Source organism: Bartonella eidoli (genome assembly GCF_036576145.1).
In the GTDB taxonomy this organism is placed as follows: Bacteria; Pseudomonadota; Alphaproteobacteria; order Rhizobiales; family Rhizobiaceae; genus Bartonella.
Window position 1 is genome coordinate 177,918 of the sequence record NZ_JBAFWX010000001.1, and the last position, 20,166, is coordinate 198,083.

Below are 20,166 nucleotides of genomic sequence, written 5' to 3' on the forward strand. Positions count from 1 at the left end.
CTTTGCTAAATCGCCTTGTATGACTATAGACATCAATCATATACGTAATTTTTCAATAGTAGCTCACATCGATCATGGAAAGTCGACTTTGGCTGATCGTTTAATTCAAATGACAGGCGGTCTTGAAACGCGAGAAATGAAAGAGCAAGTCTTGGATTCTATGGATATTGAGCGTGAGCGTGGAATTACCATTAAGGCTCAAACGGTACGTTTGCACTATAAAGCAAATGATGGAGAAATATACATTCTCAATCTTATTGATACACCTGGTCATGTTGATTTTGCTTATGAAGTTTCACGTTCATTAGCGGCTTGTGAAGGTTCGTTGCTAGTGGTAGATGCGAGTCAAGGAGTAGAGGCACAAACATTAGCAAATGTTTACCAAGCCATTGATAATTTTCATGAGTTAGTTGTTGTGCTTAATAAAGTAGATCTGCCCGCAGCAGAGCCTGAACGTGTTAAAGAACAAATTGAGGATGTGATCGGTATTGACACATCTAAGGCTGTAGAAATATCAGCAAAAACAGGTTTAGGTATCTCCGATGTTTTGGAAGCAATTGTGATGCAATTGCCTCCTCCTCGCGTTGGTGATGTTGGTAAACCCTTAAAGGCAATGCTGATTGATAGTTGGTATGATACTTATCTTGGTGTTATAGTTTTGGTACGGGTGATTGATGGAGTTTTAAGAAAAGGTCAAATCATTCGTATGATGGATACGGGAGCAAAATATCCAGTTGAGCGAGTTGGGGTATTTACCCCTAAAATGGTACAGGTTGATGAATTGGGGCCGGGGGAGATTGGTTTTATAACTGCCTCTATCAAGGAAGTTGCTGATACACGGGTTGGAGATACTATTACTGAGGAACGACGCCCTTGTGAAGAGGCTTTGCCTGGTTTTAGGCCTGCTCAACCAGTCGTTTTTTGCGGTCTTTTTCCAGTTGATGCGGCCGATTTTGAAGATTTTCGTGCGGCTATGGGTAAATTACGCTTAAATGATGCTAGTTTTTCTTTTGAAATGGAAACATCAGCTGCGTTGGGTTTTGGTTTTCGTTGTGGCTTTTTAGGGCTTCTTCATCTTGAAATTATTCAAGAGCGTTTAGAGCGTGAATTTAATTTAGATTTAATCGCGACAGCGCCTTCCGTTGTTTATCGCATGAATATGAGTGATGGTTCTGTTAAGGAGTTGCATAATCCAGCTGATATGCCTGATCTTGTTAAGATTACCTCTATTGAAGAGCCATGGATTCGAGCAACAATCATGACACCAGATAATTATCTTGGGGCAATCTTAGAACTTTGCCAAGAGCGGCGTGGAATACAGGCTGGTTTATCTTACGTGGGGACACGTGCTATGGTGATATATGATTTACCACTAAATGAGGTTGTGTTCGATTTTTATGATCGTTTGAAATCAGTTTCAAAGGGATATGCATCTTTTGATTATCAGATGCTTGAGTATTCCGAAGGTGATTTAGTTAAAATGTCTATTTTGGTTAATGGGGAATCTATTGATGCATTGTCGATGCTTGTACATCGCAGTATAGCAGAAAAGCGTGGACGTTCTATGTGTGAAAAACTTAAAGATTTGATTCCTCAGCATATGTTTCAAATTCCAATTCAAGCGGCTGTTGGCAGTAAAATTATTGCTCGCGAAACAATTCGTGCTTTACGTAAAGATGTGACTGCCAAATGTTATGGTGGTGATATTACCCGTAAACGCAAGCTTTTAGAAAAACAAAAAGAAGGAAAAAAGCGGATGCGTCAGTTTGGAAAAGTAGAAATTCCTCAGTCAGCCTTTATACAAGCTCTTAAAATGGGGAAGTAACTAAAAAGGAGTTTTCGTCTTTTTTAATTTTTGCATATGACTTGTAATTGGATGTTTAGAAAGCTTTTTTAATCGCGTAGGAGATCGTTAATTGATGTTGTTTCTCGTGTCTTATGGTCAACTCGTTTTACAATGACAGCACAATAAAGACTAGGGCCTGTATCTCCATTGGGAAGTGGTTTTCCTGGAAGTGATCCTGGAACTACAACTGAATAAGCGGGGACTTCACCTATAAAAACTTCGCCTGTTGTACGGTCAATAATTTTTGTAGATTTACCAATAAAGACTCCCATACTTAAAACAGCCCCTGTCCGGATAATACAGCCTTCAACAACTTCTGAACGTGCGCCAATAAAACAATGATCTTCAATAATCGTCGGGTTTGCTTGCAGGGGTTCTAAAACACCTCCAATACCTGCACCACCAGAAAGATGAACATATTTGCCGATTTGAGCACAGGAACCGACAGTGGCCCATGTATCAATCATCGTTCCTTCGCCGATATAGGCACCAAGATTAATGAAGGATGGCATTAATACAACATTAGGTGCAATATAAGCGGAATGACGTACAATGGCTCCAGGAACTGAGCGGAAGCTTGCTTTTTTAAAATCATCTTCTTGCCAACCAAAAAATTTTGAAGGTACTTTGTCCCACCAATGTGATTCATTGGCTCCACCAGTAATAATGCGCATAGGGCTAAGTCGAAAAGATAAAAGAACAGCCTTTTTCAACCATTGATGTACATGCCATTGTCCATTTTCTTGACGTTCAGCGATGCGAATTTCTCCTTTATCTAGAAGATTTAATACACATTCAACACTGTCACGAACTTCTCCTTTTGTAGCGGTGTTCATAGAATCTCGATTATCGAATGCTTTTTCAATAATCATTTCAAGTTGCGTATAATTAATCATTCTAAGGAGTTCCATTAAACGAGTTAAAAGTGTAAGGATATACCATTTGTAGTTTAGGTGAAGACATGTATGTAGTCAATAAAAGGATGAAATAGGATATTCATGAAAAAGGCTTTAAAAAAATGAGAGAAAAAGTATTTGGATTCTATGTTTCGTATGAATAGGAAAAGCTAAAGATGAGTGAGATCTCTGATACATCACAAACGCATTCATTAAATCATTCTTTGGCTTATATGAATAAAGAATTTATAACACACCCTGAGTTATGTGCACAGCGTATTAGTCTTGAGTGTTTGAAAGTAGAAATGGCTCTTCAAGAGTATGGTATTCAGTCGACTGTTGTTTTGTTTGGTGGAGCGCGCATTCCTGAGCCAGGGAAAGGAGCATGGGCAGCAAAAAATGATTTACAAAAAAAGAATTTGCAAGCTATGTCAAATTATTATGATGAAGCAAGAGAATTTGCACGATTGTGTTCATGCTATTCTGCTACTACAAAATATCAAGATTTTGTTGTTGTAACAGGAGGGGGTCCAGGGATAATGGAAGCAGGCAATCGTGGTGCTTTTGATGTGGGAGCACCAACGATTGGATTGAATATTGTTTTACCTCATGAACAAGTGCCAAATAATTATGTGACTCCTAAATTGTGTTTTAATTTTCATTATTTAGGAATTCGTAAAATGCATTTTTTAATGCGAGCAAAGGCGTTTGCAATTTTTCCTGGAGGATTTGGCACTTTGGATGAATTATTTGAAACTTTAACTTTAATGCAAACAGGACGTATTAAAAAGATTCCAATTTTAATGTTTGGTAAAGAATTTTGGACAAATGTGATCAATCTTGATTATTTATTTGTACAAGGTGTAATTTCCGGTCCCGATGTAGCGCTTGTACAATTTGTTGATACAGCAAAGGAAGCTTTTGAATCCATTCAATCTTTTTATAAATTAGCCTAACAGTTAATAATCTACTTTTGTTAAATAAAGGCCGGAAGGGGGCGCAACCATACCGCAACGTGTACGGTTTTTAGCATAAAGAGCTTCTTCAATATCTTGTGCTGTCCAGCGTCCGATACCAACTTCCATAAGACTTCCCGCAAATGAACGTATTTGGTGATGAAGAAAAGAGCGGGCTCGTGCATACAGGAAAACTTCTTCTTCTTTTCTAAATACATCCAGACATTCAAGGGTGCGAACAGGACTCTTAGCTTGGCAATGGACCGATCGGAAAGTAGTAAAATCATGTTGTCCTACAAGTATTTGAGCTGCTTCATGCATAGCATTGACATTGAGAGGTTTGGGGATCCACCATACGCGTTGGGCATTGAGGGCTGGTGGCGAGCGGCGGTTGAGAATTTTAAAAAGATAATGACGCTTAATTGCACAAAATCGTGCGTTAAAATCATCAGGAACATTTTGTACACTTAATATCGAAATATTTTCTTTTTGTTGTCGTAAGTGAGCATTGATGGCATTACATATAGTGTAGGGGCTCCAGTTTTTCTCAAAATCAATGTGGGCAACTTGTCCTGTAGCATGCACACCAGCATCAGTTCTACCAGCTGTCGTGATGGTTAATTGTTGGCCACTAAAACGAAAAACAGCCTTCTCAAGAGCTCCTTGTATAGTTTTAAGCCCTTCTTGACGTTGCCAACCTGCATAATTTGATCCATCATATTCGATGGTAAGCTTAAAACGTGGCATAATTAAAAAACTGCAGAGACATCATATCCATTCAAAAATGTTGAACTATCAAGAATTTTACCACCTGATCTTTGTAGATGGGTTATTTCAAGACGTCCTTCTCCACAATGGATAATCAAACGATTTGATTCTATCCGGCCAATTTCTAGAGAACGGCCTATTGCTATACGACTTCCAAGAATTTTTACTCGTTGTCGTTTTCCTCCTATAGTCATTTCACACCAGCAGCCAGGAGAAGGAGAGAGAGCACAGATATGTTTATGGATGAATTCTGCCGACTTTGTCCAATTAATCTGTGTTTCTTCTTTTTTAATTTTGGAGGCATAAGTTATTCCGTCCAATGGTTGTGGAGTGAGTTTAAGCTCACCTTTTTCTAGAGCAGCCAAAGTTTCCACAATGAGATTTGCTCCTATATGTGAAAGTTTATCTGCGAGTTCACGGGTTGTCATGTTTTCAGTAATGGAAGTAGAACACGATAAAGCAATAGGCCCTGTATCTAAGCCTTCATCCATTTTTATGATTACCATACCTGTTTCTCTATCACCAGCCATAATGGCACGTTGGATAGGTGCAGCTCCACGCCAACGTGGCAATAAAGAAGCGTGAGTATTAAAACAGCCAAAGCGCGGTGTTTCAAGAATAGCTTTGGGTAGGAGTAATCCATAGGCTGCAACAACAGCAACATCAACGGAAAGTGCTGTAAACCTAGCTTGTTCTTCAGCTGTTTTCAGTGTTTGAGGTGTGAATACAGGGATAGATTTTTCTTTTGCTGCATCTTGAACAGGTGAAGGAACCAATTTAAGACCACGACGCCCAGCTGGACGAGGGGGCTGGCTATAAACGGCAACAATATCATGACCTGCATTCAATAAAGCATGTAAAATGGGGACAGAAAAACTTGGTGTTCCCATAAAACTTAATCGTAATGCCATTACAAGATCGCTTCCTGTGCTTTGTTTTCTTTTGCTCGTTTTTTTAATTTTCGTATTGCCATATCACGTTTTATTTTTGAAATATGATCAACAAAAAGGCGACCATTTAGATGGTCAATCTCGTGCTGCAAGCAGGTAGCCAAAAGGTTGTTTGCTTCAAGTTCTCTTTTCTTTCCTTGGATATCTTCATAGCGAATACAGAGACGTTTGGGGCGTTCAACTTCAGCATAATATTCAGGAATAGAGAGGCACCCCTCTTTGTAAATATTTCTTTCATCAGAAAGCCATAAGATTTCCGGGTTGATAATAATAAGTGGATTTCTTGAAGTATTTTCATCATTTTCAGAAATATCTATGACCAACATACGAAGCGGTATGCCCACCTGAATAGCGGCAAGGCCAATTCCTTTGGCATCATACATAGTATCTAACATATCATTAGCAAGCTTTTCGAGAGCTGAGTCAGTATGATCAATTGGTTTAGATACTTGTCGCAAAATGGGGTTAGGTAAGGTAATTAAAGATCTAACGGACATAAATACAGATTAATCAATGGTTTGATATGGGTCAATATTGAATAACGAATTTTTACATTTTTTATAATAAGATTGTTATATTGTTTTGCATGTTTGATTCGTTTTTTTCTTTTACGTTCTTTAGTGAATATTTTTTTAAATTAGCGGTTTTTATTTCATTAGCTTGCTTGGTATTTTTTATACTAATACGTAATAGAAGAAGGGCATTTTTAGAGAGTGAAATAACAGAACGTGCTTGTGAAGCGCAAGCGCAAATGGATGCATTACTGAAGACACAATCCGAAATGCAAGGTCGTATGCAAGCAATGGCAGAGATTTTTGGTCAAAGACAGGCTGAATTAAATCAGTCTATTCGTGAGCAACTCAATGTAATGACAACCAATTTGGGCCAGACTCTTCAGGTGCAAACTAAATCTACTCATGATAATTTAACGCGTTTGCAGGAACGATTAGCAGTAATTGATTCTGCGCAAAATAATATCCAATCTCTCACAGGACAGGTTGTTCAGCTACAGGAGATTTTAAATAATAAACAAACGCGTGGCACTTTTGGGCAAGGACGTATGGAAGCAATTATTTCGGATGCTTTACCTGCTAATTCTTATGCTTTTCAAGCAACTCTTTCAAATGGAAAGAGGCCAGATTGCCTCGTTTTTATGCCTAATAAAGCGCCTTCTCTTGTAATTGATGCTAAGTTTCCTTTAGAAGCTTGGAATGCAATGCGTAAGGCATCATCACCTCAAGAGCGTCAAGAGGAACAGCGCAAATTTCGCACTGATATGGAAGTACATATTCGTGATATTGCTCAAAAATACTTAATTCCTGGAGAAACGCACGATACTGCTTTTCTCTTTGTTCCATCTGAATCAATCTTTGCGACAATTCACGAAGATTTTGAAATATTAGTACAAAAAGCGAATCGGGCGCATGTGATTATTGTATCTCCATCTTTGTTGATGTTATCTGTTCAAGTTGTGCAGACCATTATGAAAGACGCACGTATGCGTGAACAAGCGCATTTAATTCAGTCAGAAGTAGTAAAGTTGATGGAAGATTTTCGACGCATGGATATGCGTGTTCGTAATTTACAGAAACACTTTTGTAAGGTTGATGAAGATATTGGAGCAATTTTAACATCATCTTCCAAAATTATAAAAAGAGCTAATCGCATTGAAGCTTTTGAATTAAAAGAAAGTAACTCTGTATCAACGCAAGCATCAGCTTCTATTCAATCGCAAAAGTTACATTTTATTGATGAAGAGTAATGTGATTTTATCTTATTGGCTGGAAGATTTTTAAAACATTATATTTTATCTCTGATAGAATTTAGAAGAGGGATAAAAAGATGAGGCGTCTTTTTTCTTTGGGATTTTTTGCACTTTTAATAGCGGGGTGTGCAACAAAGCCTCCTTTATATACACATAATGTTTGCGCTGTCTTAGCTCAAAAAGATGGTTTTTTTAACAACTGGAGGCATGCTTCTAAGAAAGCAGAAATGCGCTACGGGATTCCTATGTCTATCATTCTTGCAACTATTAATATAGAATCGGGGTTTCGCCATAATGCACGTCCACCGCGCAAAAAATTGCTTGGTTTTATTCCATGGAAACGTCAGTCAACAGCGTATGGTTATCCTCAAGCTCTTAAGGGCACATGGGAAATGTATATTCGTTCCACAGGAAGGTCTTTTGCACGACGTTCCAATTTTGCAGATGCTGCTGATTTCGTTGCTTGGTATCATCGTCAAAGTGTTCAACGTAATGGTGTTAGGTTTAATGATGCGTATAACCTTTATTTAAATTATCATATGGGACATGGCGCTTATGCTCGCAGTGGTAATCATGTAAGTGCAGCTCTCTCTCAAGTAGCGCAGCGCATGGAAATAATGTCTAAACATTATGAACAGCAATTAAGGGAATGTGTAAGGCATTGAAAAAGATTGTCAAAAATAAATCAAGAATCGAAAATTTTTTTGTTAAAGAGGAAAATAAACGTTACCTTTCAAGAAGATTGATTATATGATCATCGAAACATTAAAGACCAATATACGGTCGCATTTCTTGAATGAATATAGCTTATAACTCCCAAAAGCAGATTTCTTGCTCTATATTTATAAAAATATTCCGCCATTTCTATAAAATTTAGTGCAGAGTTACAATTTGTAGCTCATGTTCACTTGCTCCTGCGAGAGCAACAGAGCGCTCATCAGATAAAATGATCGGGTATCCCGTTTCACCAAAAAGGGCCCATATTGTAATACCTGGGGTCATTGGTGGAAGATCAGGAAAATTTTTAGCAAGATCATCTGTACAAACCTTTTTCAAATAAGCAATCTGCTTCACATTAGAGTGGGTCGTATCTTCTTGCAACAACAAATTTTGTTTATGCTCTCCCATTTTATTATTCCTTTACACCTTAGCTTTGTATTACTTATTATTACTAATTTCAATCGAAATTTGCTTCAATCGGAATCTGCTTCATTTGTTTTTTGGGTTTTGGTTGGTGTAGGTTAATCGATAAGAGACCATTTTTCAATTCAGCATTTGTAACTTGCATTCCTTCAGCGAGGACAAAAATACGTTGGAATTGACGTGCAGCTATACCGCGATATAAATATTGATGATTTTGATTATTTGTTTGCTTGCCGTGAACGATCAGTTGGTTGTCGTCCAGCAAAATATTAAGATTATCAACTTTAAATCCAGCAACAGCTAAAGTTATACGTATATGGTTTACATCATCGTTTTTATGCAAACGCTCAATGTTATAGGCAGGGTAGGCCTCATCAGCTTTACCAATACGTCGCAATGTTTTCTCCACAGTTTCAAATCCTAAAAGAAGGGGATTGGAGAAAGGCGTCACATGTGCCATTGTGAGTCTCCTCTTCAAAGCGGCTATTTGATTAAACTCTAAAAAAGTGTCTGCTGCATTCTTCTCATATGGCGAGCGTAAGTGGTAACTTCAAGGGAAAAGATGAGAGAGTTCAATGATTCAAAAAACAGTAAAATTGTGAAAGATGGCAAAAATTATGAAAATATCATACAAAGAAAGTGAAATTACAGAAATATTTCGCCGTTTTTCTGTTCAACGTCCTACTCCCAAGAGTGATCTTATCTATACAAATACTTTTACTCTTTTGGTTGCAGTAGTTCTCTCAGCTCAAGCAACAGATATTAGTGTTAATAAGGCAACAAAAGAATTATTTCGTCTTGCTGATCAGCCAGGGAAAATGATGGAATTAGGGGAAGAAGAAATTGCACGTCATATCCGTACAATTGGGTTGTGGCGTGCAAAAGCACGTAATATTTATGCACTTTGTAATATTTTAATTGATCATTATGACGGTCAAGTGCCTAGTAATCGTGAAGCACTTATGACACTTCCTGGAGTAGGGAGGAAAACTGCTAATGTTATTTTGAATGTTGCTTTTGGACAACCTACGATGGCTGTTGATACTCACATTTTTCGTCTTGGAAATCGTATTGGTTTTGCTCCTGGGAAAACGCCAGAGGCCGTAGAAAAAAAGTTATTGCAGATTATACCGGTTCGTTATCTTTGTTACGCTCATCATTGGCTGATTTTGCATGGACGTTATATTTGTCAGGCTCGTAAAGTACAATGCAGAAAATGTATTATCGCTGATTTATGTAAAGCGGCGATCAAAACAAATTCAGTTCCAGCGCCTTTGGTTGAAGTTAAAGGCAATGGGGCTCCAGTTTTTTTATGATATGGCCTTGCTATTTTATGTAGAGTGACTTATGAAGATATTGTTATTTGAAGCCGCCCGGCAGGGCATGCCGTGGCTGTTGAGGTGCTTGTTCAAGCTTTGGTCAGTTTGGACAGTTTTAAGATTGTGGAGTAGCAAAATGCCCAAAATGAAGACCAAATCATCCGCTAAAAAGCGATTTAAAATTACTGCATCAGGCAATGTTAAAGCAACAGCTGCTGGTAAACGTCATGGCATGATTAAACGTTCTAATAAATTTATTCGTGATGCACGTGGTACAATGGTTCTTAAAGAGTCAGATGCTAAAAAAATCACTCAATATTATTTGCCGAATAGTCTTTAAGATTTGCGCTTTTGATTTTTAGGAGAGTATCATATGGCACGTGTAAAAAGAGGTGTTACAGCTCACGCTAAACATAAAAAAGTCCTTAAGCAGGCTGAAGGTTTTTACGGTCGGCGTAAAAATACTATTCGTGCGGCCAAGGCAGCAGTTGATCGTTCTAAGCAATATGCTTATCGTGATCGCAAAAATAGAAAGCGCACTTTTCGTGCTTTGTGGATTCAAAGGATCAATGCAGCTGCTCGTGCAGAAGGGCTGACTTATGGACGTTTTATAGATGGTTTATCAAAAGCTGGTATTGAAATTGATCGCAAGGTTCTTTCTGATATAGCAGTTCATGAAACAGCTGCATTTTCAGCTTTAGTGGTTTCTGCAAAGAAGGCTTTGGAATACTTAAAGGATACAACGCCTAATGCTTTTGAAGGCGCTGTTAAATAAGCCAGTTATGTCCTCTTAAAGCATTAATTTAGGATCCCGTACCGGTTGTTGCTAGTGCGGGGTTTTGTTATTCAGAAAATAGGCAAAAAGATGAATGATATTGAGCGTCTGGAACAAGAAATTTGTTTAGCTTTAGAGGCTGCGAATGATGAACAGGCACTTGAAGCAGTGCGAATTGCGGCATTAGGAAAAAAAGGAAGCATCTCTGAACAATTAAAGGCATTAGGGAAAATGAATGCCGAAGAACGCCATAAAGTAGGACCGGTTCTTAATGGGTTAAAAAATCGCATTTTAAAATTATGGGAGAAAAAGCGTGATGTTCTTAAACGACAAGCAATGGATGCGCGTCTCTCTAGCGAAACAATTGATATAACCTTACCTGTTCGTTCTTCGCCTATTGAACGAGGGCGTATTCATCCTATCTCTCAGGTGATTGAAGAAATTATAGCTATTTATATGAATATGGGTTTTTCTATTGCAGAGGGACCAGATATTGAGACAGATTATTATAATTTTACTGCGTTAAATTTTCCTGAAGGTCATCCAGCACGTGAAATGCATGATACTTTCTTTTTGGGTGGTGAAAAAACGGAAAAGAAAAAATTATTGCGCACACACACTTCGCCTGTGCAGATTCGTACGATGGAAAAGCAGTCACCTCCAATACGAATCATCATTCCTGGCAAAACTTATCGTATAGATTCGGACGCGACTCATTCGCCAATGTTTCATCAGGTAGAGGGTCTTGTAATTGATAAAACATCTACTATTGCACACATGATGTGGTGTCATGAGACTTTTTGTAAAGCTTTTTTTGAAGTTTCTTCTGTGAAGATGCGTTTTCGACCATCCTTTTTTCCTTTTACCGAGCCATCTATGGAGGTGGATATCCAGTGTGATCGTTCTGGTTCAGAAGTAAAATTCGGGGAAGGTCAAGATTGGTTGGAGATATTAGGGTGTGGAATGGTGCATCCTCATGTACTGAGAAATGTTGGCTTAGATCCCGATGAGTATCAGGGTTTTGCATGGGGAATGGGTATTGATCGCATTGCTATGTTGAAATACGGAATGCCTGATTTGCGGGCTTTTTTTGATGCCGATCTACGTTGGCTAGATCATTATGGTTTTCGTTTCTTTGATATATCTACCTTTTTTTCTAATTTTAAAAATATGTGATCTTTTCATAGCTTTCATATGAGGTTTTAAAATGAAATTTACATTATCTTGGTTGAAAGATCACTTAGAAACAGATGCGCATTTAGATAAAGTCTGCGATCAATTAACAGCGATTGGGCTTGAGGTTGATCATGTTGATGATCGTTCTTCTTTAAAAGGCTTTTTAATTGTAAGGGTTTTAACATCAGTTAAGCATCCTAATGCAGATAAGTTACAGATTTTATCGGTTGATACGGGAGCCGGTGCTCCTTTGCAAATTGTCTGTGGAGCATCAAATGCGCGCGCTGGGCTTGTTGGTGTTCTTGCGTTACCTGATACTTATGTCCCCGGGCTTGATGCAATTTTATCTGTAGGAAAAATCCGTGGGGTTGAAAGCTTTGGGATGATGTGTTCACAAGCAGAGCTTGGGTTATCAAATGAGCATGAAGGAATTATTGAGCTTCCAGAAGATGCTCCTATTGGAGTTTCCTTTTCAGCTTATGCAGGTTTAGATGATCCAATCATTGATGTTGGTTTGACACCTAATCGTTCTGATTGCACGGGTGTCCGCGGTATTGCACGTGATCTTGCTGCCACTGGAATTGGGCAATTAAAAAAATTATCCTTTTCACGATTGATCGCTTCCTTTGAAGTGCCTCTACATGTTTCTTTAGATTTTCCACAAGATGCATCATTATGTTCAGGGTTTTCTTGGCGTGAAGTGCGCAATGTCAAAAATGGTGTATCGCCACAATGGATGCAGAGACGTTTAAGTGCGATTGGTCTAAGACCAATTAATGCATTGGTTGATATGACCAATTATATAAGTTTTGATCTTGGACGTCCAATTCATGTCTTTGATGCAGATAAGATTAAGGGAAATTTGATTGTGCGTCGTGGTCGTGAAGGTGAGCAGATTCAGGCGCTTAATGGCAAAGTTTATAATTTGAGTGTTAAAGATTGTGTTATTGCAGATGAAGAGGGGGTCGTTTCAATTGCAGGTATCATGGGTGGAGAGAGAACAGGCTGTGATGAAACGACACGCCGTGTTATTATTGAGTCGGCGCTTTGGGATGCACAAAATATTGCACAGACTGGGCGTGCTTTAGGGCTTATCAGTGATGCGCGTTATCGTTTTGAACGTGGTGTTGATCCAGCGTTTATGGAAGCAGGACTTGAGATTGCAACAGAATTAACCTTGCGTGTTTGTGGTGGTGAAGTATCGAAGGCTAAGATTGTTGGTTATAAACAGCCAGAAATAAAGCAGATTACCTTTCCTTTCTCTGAGATTAAGCGTTTGACATGTTTAGAAATAGAGCGTGAGAAAGTTATTCATATTTTAATGCAGCTTGGGTTTTGCGTAGAAGGAGAAGGAGATATTGTTACGGTTAAAGTGCCAACATGGCGTCTTGATATTTACGGTAAAGCTGATTTAGTGGAAGAGGTGATAAGGATTTATGGGTTAGATAAAATTAAACCAATTCCATTGAAAGATTTAGCAGAAGGAAAAGATCAAATTCTAACGAGTTTGCAGATTTATTCACGCGTTGCTCGTCTGGCTTTAGTCCATCGTGGTATGAAGGAAGCGGTAACATGGTCTTTTGTTTCTGAAAATCAGGCACTTGCTTTTGGAGGTGGTCAAACGCAGCTTAAGTTGGTTAACCCTATTTCTTCTGATTTGTCAGTCATGCGTCCTTCTCTTTTACCCGGTTTGCTTGTGGCTGCACAAAGAAATGCTGATCGTGGTTTTCTAGATATTGCTTTGTTTGAGGTTTCTAGCATTTACGAGGGTGATACACCTGATAAACAACGATGTGTTGCTTGTGGTATTCGTCGTGGGACAGAACGACTTGAAGGGGCAGGACGCTTTTGGGATGGAAATGCGACGACTGTTGGTGTTTTTGATGCTAAAGCAGATGCGTTGGCTGTACTAGAAGCGTGTGGTTTAGATATCAGTAAGGTACAAATTGAAGCCGAAGCACCTGGTTGGTATCATCCTGGTCGTTCAGGGGCGATAAAACTTGGCTCAAAGATCGTGCTTGGCTTTTTTGGTGTTTTGCATCCTTCTACATTAGAAAAGTTAGATATTAACGGTTCTCTGTGTGGTTTTGAAATCTTTCTTGATCAAATTCCAAAACCAAAGAAAAAAGCAACAAAAAGTCGTTCTCCTTTAACGTTATTACCTTTTCAAATGGTTCGGCGTGATTTTTCATTTATAGTTGATAAAAATGTTTCTTCCCTTCTTATCATCCGTGCTGCGAGTGGAGTAGATAAAAGGCTTATTCATTCAGTGCATGTTTTTGATACTTTTGAAGATTTGGCGCTTGGTAAAGATAAAAAATCTATTGCAATTGAAGTTTCCATCCAACCTATTGAACGGACTTTGACTGATAAAGATTTAGAAGAATTGTCTTTAAAGATAGTAAAAAGCGTTGCAAAGATGACAGGCGGATATTTGCGCTGTTAAATATTCTTTTTCGGACTATTGGACGAAATGAAGTAACTTTTGGATATTTACTTATTCTCATTCCCTAAATATTCAAAAATTGTAGAGATTGATAAAATAGATATCCGCATATTAATAGTGCTCTTTTTAAAGGTAAAAAAGAACGATTTTTAAAATAATCTGAAAAGTTTCTCTTTTATAAAATACTTGATTGCCAAGGTACAGAATAACTGTTAATGCTAAATATTAATGCAAATCATTAGCAATAAAGAGAGAGCCAATGAACGGAAGGATGTTTTTTTCTATAATTGTAGGGGGTATCATTTTTTTTTCATCCAATTTTGCTTTGGGTGCTAGTAAATTTAAAGCTGTTACGACTTTCACTATAATTGCTGATATGGCGAGGAATGTAGCAGGTGATGTTGCTGATGTTGAATCAATTACTAAACCAGGTGCTGAAATTCATGAATATCAGCCTACACCTCGTGATCTTATGCGTGCACAAGGAGCTAATCTTATACTATGGAATGGATTGGATTTAGAGCTTTGGTTTGAAAAGTTTTTTCAAAATATTCAAGGTGTTCCAAGTGTAGTTGTCTCAGAAGGTATTGTGCCAATAAAAATTGGTGAAGGGCCTTTCAGTGGGAAGCCGAATCCTCATGCATGGATGTCGCCGACTTCAGCTTTGATTTATATTGATAATATTCGTGATGCTTTTGTAAAGTACGACCCTAAGCATGCTCTTATTTATAAAGAAAATGCTGAAAATTATAAGAAAAAAATTCGCTCAATGATTGATCCCATTAAAGCTGAATTGGGGGCATTGCCAGAAGAGAAACGCTGGCTTGTAACAAGTGAAGGAGCATTCAGTTATTTGGCGCGTGATTTTGATTTAAAAGAGCTGTACTTATGGCCAATTAATGCTGATCAACAGGGAACTCCACAGCAAGTTAAGCATGTTATTGATATGGTTAGAAAGTACAATATTCATGCAGTTTTTTCTGAAAGCACTATTTCTGCAGCACCTGCCAAGCAAGTTGCAAGAGAAACAGGCGCTAAATACGGTGGTGTGCTTTATGTTGATTCATTAAGTGAGAAAGATGGTGAGGTTCCAACTTATATTGATCTGTTGCATGTTACAAGTACGCGAATTACTAATGCTTTATTGGATGGGGTGAAGGAGAAATGACCAAAACTGGAATATCAGCTCAAGGAATAACAGTAACTTATCGTAATGGGCATACGGCTTTGCGTGAGGTAGGGTTTGAAAGTCCAATAGGTTCTATTACGGCATTGGTTGGTGTAAATGGGTCAGGAAAATCGACTTTATTCAAAGCTATTATGGGGTTTGTGCAACCTTCGAAGGGAAAAATTTGCATTTTGGATTTGCCAGTTAAAGCAGCGTTGAAACAAAATCTTATTGCTTATGTTCCTCAAAATGAAGATGTTGATTGGAATTTTCCTGTTCTCGTTGAAGATGTTGTTTTAATGGGACGATATGGCCATATGAATTTTTTTCGCTATGCAAGAGAGCGGGATTATGAGGCTGTGCGTTTTGCATTAGAGCGTGTCGATATGTTGGAATTTGCTAAACGCCAAATTGGTGAGCTTTCTGGAGGGCAGAAAAAGCGTGTTTTTTTAGCACGTGCTCTTGCACAGAAAGCAAAAGCTATTTTATTGGATGAGCCGTTTACAGGGGTTGATGTTACAACAGAAGATAAAATTATTTCTTTGTTGCAAGATTTGCGCAAGGAAGGTGCTGTGATCTTGGTTTCTACACACAATTTAGGTTCTGTTCGCGAATTTTGTGATCACACGGTTCTAATAAAAGGAACAGTTTTGGCCTCTGGGTTAACGGAAATAGTCTTTACAGAGAAAAATCTTGAAAAAACTTTTGGTGGAACTTTGAATCAGCACATTTTTGATTTTCAACACGTAAAAAAAAATGATGTTTCTGCAAAAGATGGACAGTCTTTGGCTTCTGAAAACATTCAAAAAATGGAGCATGTTGCATGATTGCTTGGTTGCTTGAGCCTCTGGGTTATCAATATATGGTTAATGCAATGTGGGTTTCAGGGTTAGTTGGATGTGTTTGTGCCTTTCTTTCTGCTTTTTTGATGTTGAAAGGTTGGTCATTGATTGGCGATGCACTTTCCCATTCAATTGTACCTGGGGTAGCAGGCGCATACCTTTTAGGGTTACCTTTTTCTCTCGGAGCTTTTTTTTCTGGTGGACTTGCTGCTGCAGCGATGCTCTTTTTTAATAATAGGACCAAACTCAAAGAAGATACCATTATTGGTTTAATTTTTTCTTCTTTTTTTGCTTTTGGGCTGTTTCTAAAATCATTAAAGCCGATGGCTGTTAATATTGATGTAATTGTTTTGGGAAATATCCTAGCAGTTAGCTCATCGGATATTTTACAATTGGCTTTTATTGGCTTTGTTTCTTTGTTTATATTGCTTTTGAAATGGAAAGATTTACTCGTTTCTTTATTTGATGAAGCACATGCGCGTGCTATTGGATTAAATGTACCGCTACTGAAAGCACTTTTTTTTGCACTTCTTGCTGCTTGTACTATTGCTGCTATGCAAACAGTTGGAGCTTTTTTGGTTATTTGCCTCGTTGTAACACCAGGGGCAACAGCATATCTTTTAAGCGATCGTTTTATAAATATTTTGATTATTGCTGTTGTTATTGGAACATTTACAAGCGTATTAGGTGTTTATGTGAGCTATTTTTTGAATGCTCAAACTGGTGGTGTCGTTGTATTATTTCAGGCATTTTTGTTTATTCTTGCCTTTATTTTTGCTCCTAAACACGGTTTTATTGCTGCACGTTTACGTATAAAAGCAGCAAAAAAGGTTACGCTAACATCATGATGGATTATTTACTGCTTCCTTTTCAATTTTCTTTTATGCTTAAAGGAATGGTTATTGTCATCATTCTTTCTATTCCAATGGCGATGTTGTCTTGTTTTCTTATTTTGAAAGGGTGGGCGCTTTTAGGAGACGCCATTTCTCATGCGGTTTTTCCTGGGGTTGTTGTTGGTTATATGATGACACCTTGGGTGATAACATTCTTAATCTCTTTGCCATTTCATTGGTTTCAAAATGTGCGTCCAGCTAATGTTACAATGACTTTGATTGCTTGTGGTGCTTTTGTTGCTGGTATGATTTGTGCTATCGTAACTGGCTTTTTAGGAAGTAACAGTCGCCTTAAACAGGATACGGTGATGGGGGTTGTTTTTTCGTCTATGTTTGGTTTAGGTCTTGTTTTAGCAACGGCTATTTATAGTAGTTTAGATTTGAATCATATTCTATTTGGTAATCTTTTGGGTGTTAATTGGCTTGATATCACGCAAACAGCGATAATTGCTGCTATTGTTACTTTTATCTTAGGAGCAAAATGGCGTGATTTTATGCTGTATATTTTTGATTCAGCTCAAGGGCGTGCAATGGGATTACGAATATCTCTACTCCATTATACTCTTTTAATGATGATTTCTCTTACTATCGTTGCGTCTTTAAAAGCTGTTGGTATCGTTTTGGTTATTTCCTTATTGATAGCACCAGGAGCAATTGCATATCTCATTACTAAGAGATTCTCCTTTATGTTATTGATTTCTGTACTTATCGCAGCCTTTTCTGGTTTTTTAGGAATTTACTTAAGCTTATTTATTGGTTCTGATTCTGCTTCTACGATTGTACTAATTTTAACATTAATCTTTATCATCATTTTCATATCAACTTTTTTTCGTCGAATTGCGACTCAGGAGATTTAATGTTATAAAGTGTATGCATATCAGTTATGCATTTTTTTATGTTGTCTGTAATATTCCTTTTAACTAGACAATGAGAGTGCTAGACTGTTTTCCTCCTAATGTCTAGCAAATGGGTGCAGTGTTTTCTCCCCCCTATGCTGCATTCGTAATTAAGAGGCTGCATTGATTTATTCTGCAGCCTTTTTATTTCTTAAATTTGCAAAATGATTTTAGAATTGCATAGAGTGTGCTAAGATTGAAAAGAAGTTATTGTTATGTTTTTTAGTGGTATTAGGCACTAAACTACGGAAGAAGTGTGTGGTTTTCTTTTATCATTGAGGATGATGTACATATTCTTAATTTGTTTTTAGTTCAATGATTATGCTGTAGGCATATATCTACTATTATCGATTCGTCACTACTTCTATGGCTATGTATTGTTATATGAAAAATTGGCGATTAACCTTTTATGGGTCTAGAAATACGTTTTTCATTACCAAATAAATTGAGATAACGCTGTATCTCTTGTGGATCACCAATAGCTTTTTCAGAATTATCTGAAAGTTTTACAGCTGGTCTGCCATTGGCATCGGTAACTTTACACACAAGGGAGATAGCATCAAAATTTGCAGTTTTTTGAGGAGAGCAGTTTACAAAATCATTAGTAAGATCTGTTCCCCATCCGAAACTTATACGTACTCTTCCTTGAAAATGATGATAAGTTTTTTCGATAGTATCTACATCAAGAGCATCAGAAAAAATTAATAATTTTTCGCGTGGATCTTTTCCTTTTTCTCTCCACCATTGAATAATACGTTCACCTCCTTCAATGGGAGGGGCACTGTCGGGCCGAAAACCTGTCCAATCGGCTATCCAATTTGGTGCATTGCGTAAAAATGCTTCTGTGCCAAATGTATCAGGCAAAACAATTAAAAGATTGCCATCATAATAACGACTCCAATTTTGCAAGACTTGATAAGGCGCTTTTCTTAATTCTTTATCATTGTTGGTGAGAGCTGCAATGACCATGGGCAATTCATGGGCATTTGTACCAATAGCTTCTAAATCTGTATCCATAGCAAGAAGGACATTAGAAGTTCCCATAAAAGAATTACCGATACCTTCTTTTAATGCTTCAACACACCAGCGCTGCCATAAAAAAGAATGGCGACGTCTTGTGCCAAAATCAGATATTTTAATATCGGGTAATTTTTTTAGATGTTCAACTTTACTCCATACTTTTGCTTTGGCACGTGCATAAAGTACATCAAGTGCAAAGCGATCTAGATTTTTCATAGCAGCGCGTGATCGTAGTTCACTGATAATTGCAAGAGCAGGAATTTCCCACATAGAAGTATGAGCCCATGGTCCATAAAAATGGAGAATATATTGACCATCTAAGCGGGCTAATTCATACTCTGGCAATTGAAAATTCTCAAGCCAATGAAGAAAATCTGGTTTAAAAATTCGTTTATGTCCGTAGAATGTGTTGCCAGCCAGCCAAATCATCTCTTTTTTAGTAAAACGTAAACTGAGAGCGTGATCAAGCTGATCGCGTAATTCATTTTCATCAATATCATCGGCAAGACGTATTGTTTTGGTACGATTTATAAGGGAAAAAGTAACATTGATATCTGGATAAAGCCCCCAGATCATTTGTACCATAAGAAGTTTATAAAAATCTGTGTCGAGAAGTGAACGAATAATTGGATCAAGTTTCCCAGTATGATCGTAAACACGTCTAGCAATATCCGTATTATCCATAATCTTTTTTCTTTAAGCTGGGAAACATCTAAGATAATATAATCATCAGAGAAAACACGAGGAATTATAACAGTTCTGTTGTTTTGAGCAAGAGTAAAAAGCTTATTATTTTTTTTATTTATGGAATTTCAAACTACATATAATTTCTCATATTTACCTGTTTTTTTAATTTTATTCCTGCATTCACTTTTGCATATTCTATTTCATTAACAGTGAGCATATTTTGTGATCCTCATTTCACTTTTATCATATAAATCGCATCATGAAATTTAATTTTTACTTCATATTTAGGCCAACAAGAAGGTAAATGCAGATGTAAAAATAACTGATTTTTTTATAGTGAATTCCAAGAATAGTTTGAGTTGCTGCACGATAAAACTAGCCAGCTGAACCAGTGTACAACGTCCATCCTCCTTTCCAACGATAAGGCTCAACAGAGTGGATATCTTCAGCCATTACGTAAGGTTCAACATGATAAAATATTAGGCTTTTGTCCATGGGTGATTGGATTAATCATAGAAAATAAAGCGTAGGCTTTATTACTTTCGCCCATTTCAGCAAGGGTTAAAATACTCCAAATGGCACCATGAGTGTATTGACCACCATTTTTGGGGGTTCCTGGA

Annotated in this window: 21 protein-coding genes; 13 read left to right on the top strand and 8 right to left on the bottom strand. The window is 37.6% G+C overall.

Annotated elements, in window-relative coordinates:
- Positions 1 to 19: 19 nt before the first annotated feature.
- Positions 20 to 1,825 (top strand): translation elongation factor 4, encoded by a 1,806-nt coding sequence (gene lepA, locus V5N68_RS00730; RefSeq protein ID WP_332065282.1) that lies wholly within the window; start codon positions 20 to 22, stop codon positions 1,823 to 1,825.
- Between the two features lie 68 nt (positions 1,826 to 1,893).
- Here the strand turns inward: lepA and dapD are convergent, their stop codons facing one another.
- Positions 1,894 to 2,742, bottom strand: a complete 849-nt coding sequence (gene dapD, locus V5N68_RS00735; RefSeq protein WP_332065283.1) for a 2,3,4,5-tetrahydropyridine-2,6-dicarboxylate N-succinyltransferase — start codon at positions 2,740 to 2,742, stop codon at positions 1,894 to 1,896.
- A gap of 176 nt (positions 2,743 to 2,918) precedes the next feature.
- Between dapD and V5N68_RS00740 the strand changes: the two genes are divergently transcribed.
- The gene (locus V5N68_RS00740) at positions 2,919 to 3,698 is read left to right on the top strand and encodes an LOG family protein (protein ID WP_332065284.1); all 780 of its coding nucleotides are present in this window, start codon (positions 2,919 to 2,921) and stop codon (positions 3,696 to 3,698) included.
- 3 nt (positions 3,699 to 3,701) lie between these two features.
- Here the strand turns inward: V5N68_RS00740 and truA are convergent, their stop codons facing one another.
- The 3 genes from truA to def are packed head-to-tail and all read right to left on the bottom strand — an operon-like array spanning position 3,702 to position 5,913.
- Positions 3,702 to 4,445 (bottom strand): tRNA pseudouridine(38-40) synthase TruA, encoded by a 744-nt coding sequence (gene truA, locus V5N68_RS00745; protein WP_332065285.1) that lies wholly within the window; start codon positions 4,443 to 4,445, stop codon positions 3,702 to 3,704.
- A gap of 2 nt (positions 4,446 to 4,447) precedes the next feature.
- Positions 4,448 to 5,377: a methionyl-tRNA formyltransferase gene (gene fmt / locus V5N68_RS00750; protein ID WP_332065286.1), complete on the bottom strand. Its 930-nt coding sequence runs from the start codon at positions 5,375 to 5,377 to the stop codon at positions 4,448 to 4,450.
- Positions 5,377 to 5,913, bottom strand: coding sequence for a peptide deformylase (gene def / locus V5N68_RS00755; RefSeq protein ID WP_332065287.1), 537 nt, complete (start codon positions 5,911 to 5,913; stop codon positions 5,377 to 5,379). Before def ends, fmt begins: the two co-directional genes overlap by 1 nt.
- A gap of 89 nt (positions 5,914 to 6,002) precedes the next feature.
- Here def and V5N68_RS00760 point away from each other — a divergent pair, with 89 nt between their 5' ends.
- Together V5N68_RS00760 and V5N68_RS00765 are read left to right on the top strand one after the other, a co-directional pair.
- On the top strand, positions 6,003 to 7,178 hold the full coding sequence (locus tag V5N68_RS00760; protein WP_332065288.1) for a DNA recombination protein RmuC: 1,176 nt from the start codon (positions 6,003 to 6,005) through the stop codon (positions 7,176 to 7,178).
- Between the two features lie 80 nt (positions 7,179 to 7,258).
- The gene (locus V5N68_RS00765; RefSeq protein WP_332065289.1) at positions 7,259 to 7,846 is read left to right on the top strand and encodes a transglycosylase SLT domain-containing protein; all 588 of its coding nucleotides are present in this window, start codon (positions 7,259 to 7,261) and stop codon (positions 7,844 to 7,846) included.
- A 208-nt stretch (positions 7,847 to 8,054) separates the two neighbouring features.
- On the opposite strand, the gene V5N68_RS00770 is transcribed toward V5N68_RS00765, so the two are convergent.
- A complete protein-coding gene (locus V5N68_RS00770) occupies positions 8,055 to 8,309 on the bottom strand; it encodes a BQ00720 family protein (protein ID WP_332065290.1) in 255 nt (84 codons plus the stop codon).
- Between the two features lie 49 nt (positions 8,310 to 8,358).
- On the bottom strand, positions 8,359 to 8,784 hold the full coding sequence (locus tag V5N68_RS00775) for an Hsp20 family protein (RefSeq protein WP_332065291.1): 426 nt from the start codon (positions 8,782 to 8,784) through the stop codon (positions 8,359 to 8,361).
- Between the two features lie 145 nt (positions 8,785 to 8,929).
- Between V5N68_RS00775 and nth the strand changes: the two genes are divergently transcribed.
- From nth to V5N68_RS00820, 9 genes are all read left to right on the top strand, one after another.
- On the top strand, positions 8,930 to 9,640 hold the full coding sequence (gene nth, locus V5N68_RS00780; RefSeq protein ID WP_332065292.1) for an endonuclease III: 711 nt from the start codon (positions 8,930 to 8,932) through the stop codon (positions 9,638 to 9,640).
- A 139-nt stretch (positions 9,641 to 9,779) separates the two neighbouring features.
- On the top strand, positions 9,780 to 9,983 hold the full coding sequence (gene rpmI / locus V5N68_RS00785; RefSeq protein ID WP_332065425.1) for a 50S ribosomal protein L35: 204 nt from the start codon (positions 9,780 to 9,782) through the stop codon (positions 9,981 to 9,983).
- A gap of 33 nt (positions 9,984 to 10,016) precedes the next feature.
- Complete coding sequence (rplT, locus tag V5N68_RS00790; RefSeq protein ID WP_332065293.1) at positions 10,017 to 10,418, top strand: 50S ribosomal protein L20; 402 nt, start codon at positions 10,017 to 10,019, stop codon at positions 10,416 to 10,418.
- A gap of 90 nt (positions 10,419 to 10,508) precedes the next feature.
- Positions 10,509 to 11,594, top strand: a complete 1,086-nt coding sequence (gene pheS / locus V5N68_RS00795; protein ID WP_332065294.1) for a phenylalanine--tRNA ligase subunit alpha — start codon at positions 10,509 to 10,511, stop codon at positions 11,592 to 11,594.
- A gap of 31 nt (positions 11,595 to 11,625) precedes the next feature.
- Complete coding sequence (gene pheT / locus V5N68_RS00800) at positions 11,626 to 14,040, top strand: phenylalanine--tRNA ligase subunit beta (RefSeq protein WP_332065295.1); 2,415 nt, start codon at positions 11,626 to 11,628, stop codon at positions 14,038 to 14,040.
- Between the two features lie 259 nt (positions 14,041 to 14,299).
- Entirely contained in the window at positions 14,300 to 15,208 is a 909-nt protein-coding gene (locus V5N68_RS00805; RefSeq protein ID WP_332065296.1) for a metal ABC transporter substrate-binding protein, read from the top strand.
- A complete protein-coding gene (locus V5N68_RS00810; RefSeq protein ID WP_332065297.1) occupies positions 15,205 to 16,035 on the top strand; it encodes a manganese/iron ABC transporter ATP-binding protein in 831 nt (276 codons plus the stop codon). The genes V5N68_RS00805 and V5N68_RS00810 overlap by 4 nt, the downstream gene beginning before the upstream one ends.
- Positions 16,032 to 16,898, top strand: coding sequence for a metal ABC transporter permease (locus V5N68_RS00815; RefSeq protein ID WP_332065298.1), 867 nt, complete (start codon positions 16,032 to 16,034; stop codon positions 16,896 to 16,898). The genes V5N68_RS00810 and V5N68_RS00815 overlap by 4 nt, the downstream gene beginning before the upstream one ends.
- Positions 16,895 to 17,800 (top strand): metal ABC transporter permease, encoded by a 906-nt coding sequence (locus V5N68_RS00820; RefSeq protein ID WP_332065299.1) that lies wholly within the window; start codon positions 16,895 to 16,897, stop codon positions 17,798 to 17,800. The genes V5N68_RS00815 and V5N68_RS00820 overlap by 4 nt, the downstream gene beginning before the upstream one ends.
- A gap of 438 nt (positions 17,801 to 18,238) precedes the next feature.
- Here the strand turns inward: V5N68_RS00820 and pncB are convergent, their stop codons facing one another.
- Positions 18,239 to 19,543, bottom strand: a complete 1,305-nt coding sequence (pncB, locus tag V5N68_RS00825) for a nicotinate phosphoribosyltransferase (protein ID WP_332065300.1) — start codon at positions 19,541 to 19,543, stop codon at positions 18,239 to 18,241.
- 466 nt (positions 19,544 to 20,009) lie between these two features.
- Positions 20,010 to 20,123, bottom strand: a complete 114-nt coding sequence (locus V5N68_RS06115) for a hypothetical protein (RefSeq protein ID WP_442879679.1) — start codon at positions 20,121 to 20,123, stop codon at positions 20,010 to 20,012.
- Positions 20,124 to 20,166 lie beyond the last annotated feature (43 nt).

Bases quoted from the DNA above. Each gene is read 5' to 3' on its own strand.
- V5N68_RS00775 (WP_332065291.1), bottom strand. From the start codon at position 8,784: ATGGCACATGTGACGCCTTTCTCCAATCCCCTTCTTTTAGGATTTGAA.
- fmt (WP_332065286.1), bottom strand. From the start codon at position 5,377: ATGGCATTACGATTAAGTTTTATGGGAACACCAAGTTTTTCTGTCCCC.
- V5N68_RS00765 (WP_332065289.1), top strand. From the start codon at position 7,259: ATGAGGCGTCTTTTTTCTTTGGGATTTTTTGCACTTTTAATAGCGGGG.
- truA (WP_332065285.1), bottom strand. From the start codon at position 4,445: ATGCCACGTTTTAAGCTTACCATCGAATATGATGGATCAAATTATGCA.
- pncB (WP_332065300.1), bottom strand. From the start codon at position 19,543: ATGGATAATACGGATATTGCTAGACGTGTTTACGATCATACTGGGAAA.
- V5N68_RS00820 (WP_332065299.1), top strand. From the start codon at position 16,895: ATGATGGATTATTTACTGCTTCCTTTTCAATTTTCTTTTATGCTTAAA.
- pheS (WP_332065294.1), top strand. From the start codon at position 10,509: ATGAATGATATTGAGCGTCTGGAACAAGAAATTTGTTTAGCTTTAGAG.
- V5N68_RS00815 (WP_332065298.1), top strand. From the start codon at position 16,032: ATGATTGCTTGGTTGCTTGAGCCTCTGGGTTATCAATATATGGTTAAT.
- V5N68_RS00805 (WP_332065296.1), top strand. From the start codon at position 14,300: ATGAACGGAAGGATGTTTTTTTCTATAATTGTAGGGGGTATCATTTTT.
- def (WP_332065287.1), bottom strand. From the start codon at position 5,913: ATGTCCGTTAGATCTTTAATTACCTTACCTAACCCCATTTTGCGACAA.
- rpmI (WP_332065425.1), top strand. From the start codon at position 9,780: ATGCCCAAAATGAAGACCAAATCATCCGCTAAAAAGCGATTTAAAATT.
- V5N68_RS00810 (WP_332065297.1), top strand. From the start codon at position 15,205: ATGACCAAAACTGGAATATCAGCTCAAGGAATAACAGTAACTTATCGT.
- rplT (WP_332065293.1), top strand. From the start codon at position 10,017: ATGGCACGTGTAAAAAGAGGTGTTACAGCTCACGCTAAACATAAAAAA.
- nth (WP_332065292.1), top strand. From the start codon at position 8,930: ATGGCAAAAATTATGAAAATATCATACAAAGAAAGTGAAATTACAGAA.
- lepA (WP_332065282.1), top strand. From the start codon at position 20: ATGACTATAGACATCAATCATATACGTAATTTTTCAATAGTAGCTCAC.
- V5N68_RS00770 (WP_332065290.1), bottom strand. From the start codon at position 8,309: ATGGGAGAGCATAAACAAAATTTGTTGTTGCAAGAAGATACGACCCAC.
- V5N68_RS00740 (WP_332065284.1), top strand. From the start codon at position 2,919: ATGAGTGAGATCTCTGATACATCACAAACGCATTCATTAAATCATTCT.
- dapD (WP_332065283.1), bottom strand. From the start codon at position 2,742: ATGATTAATTATACGCAACTTGAAATGATTATTGAAAAAGCATTCGAT.
- V5N68_RS00760 (WP_332065288.1), top strand. From the start codon at position 6,003: ATGTTTGATTCGTTTTTTTCTTTTACGTTCTTTAGTGAATATTTTTTT.
- pheT (WP_332065295.1), top strand. From the start codon at position 11,626: ATGAAATTTACATTATCTTGGTTGAAAGATCACTTAGAAACAGATGCG.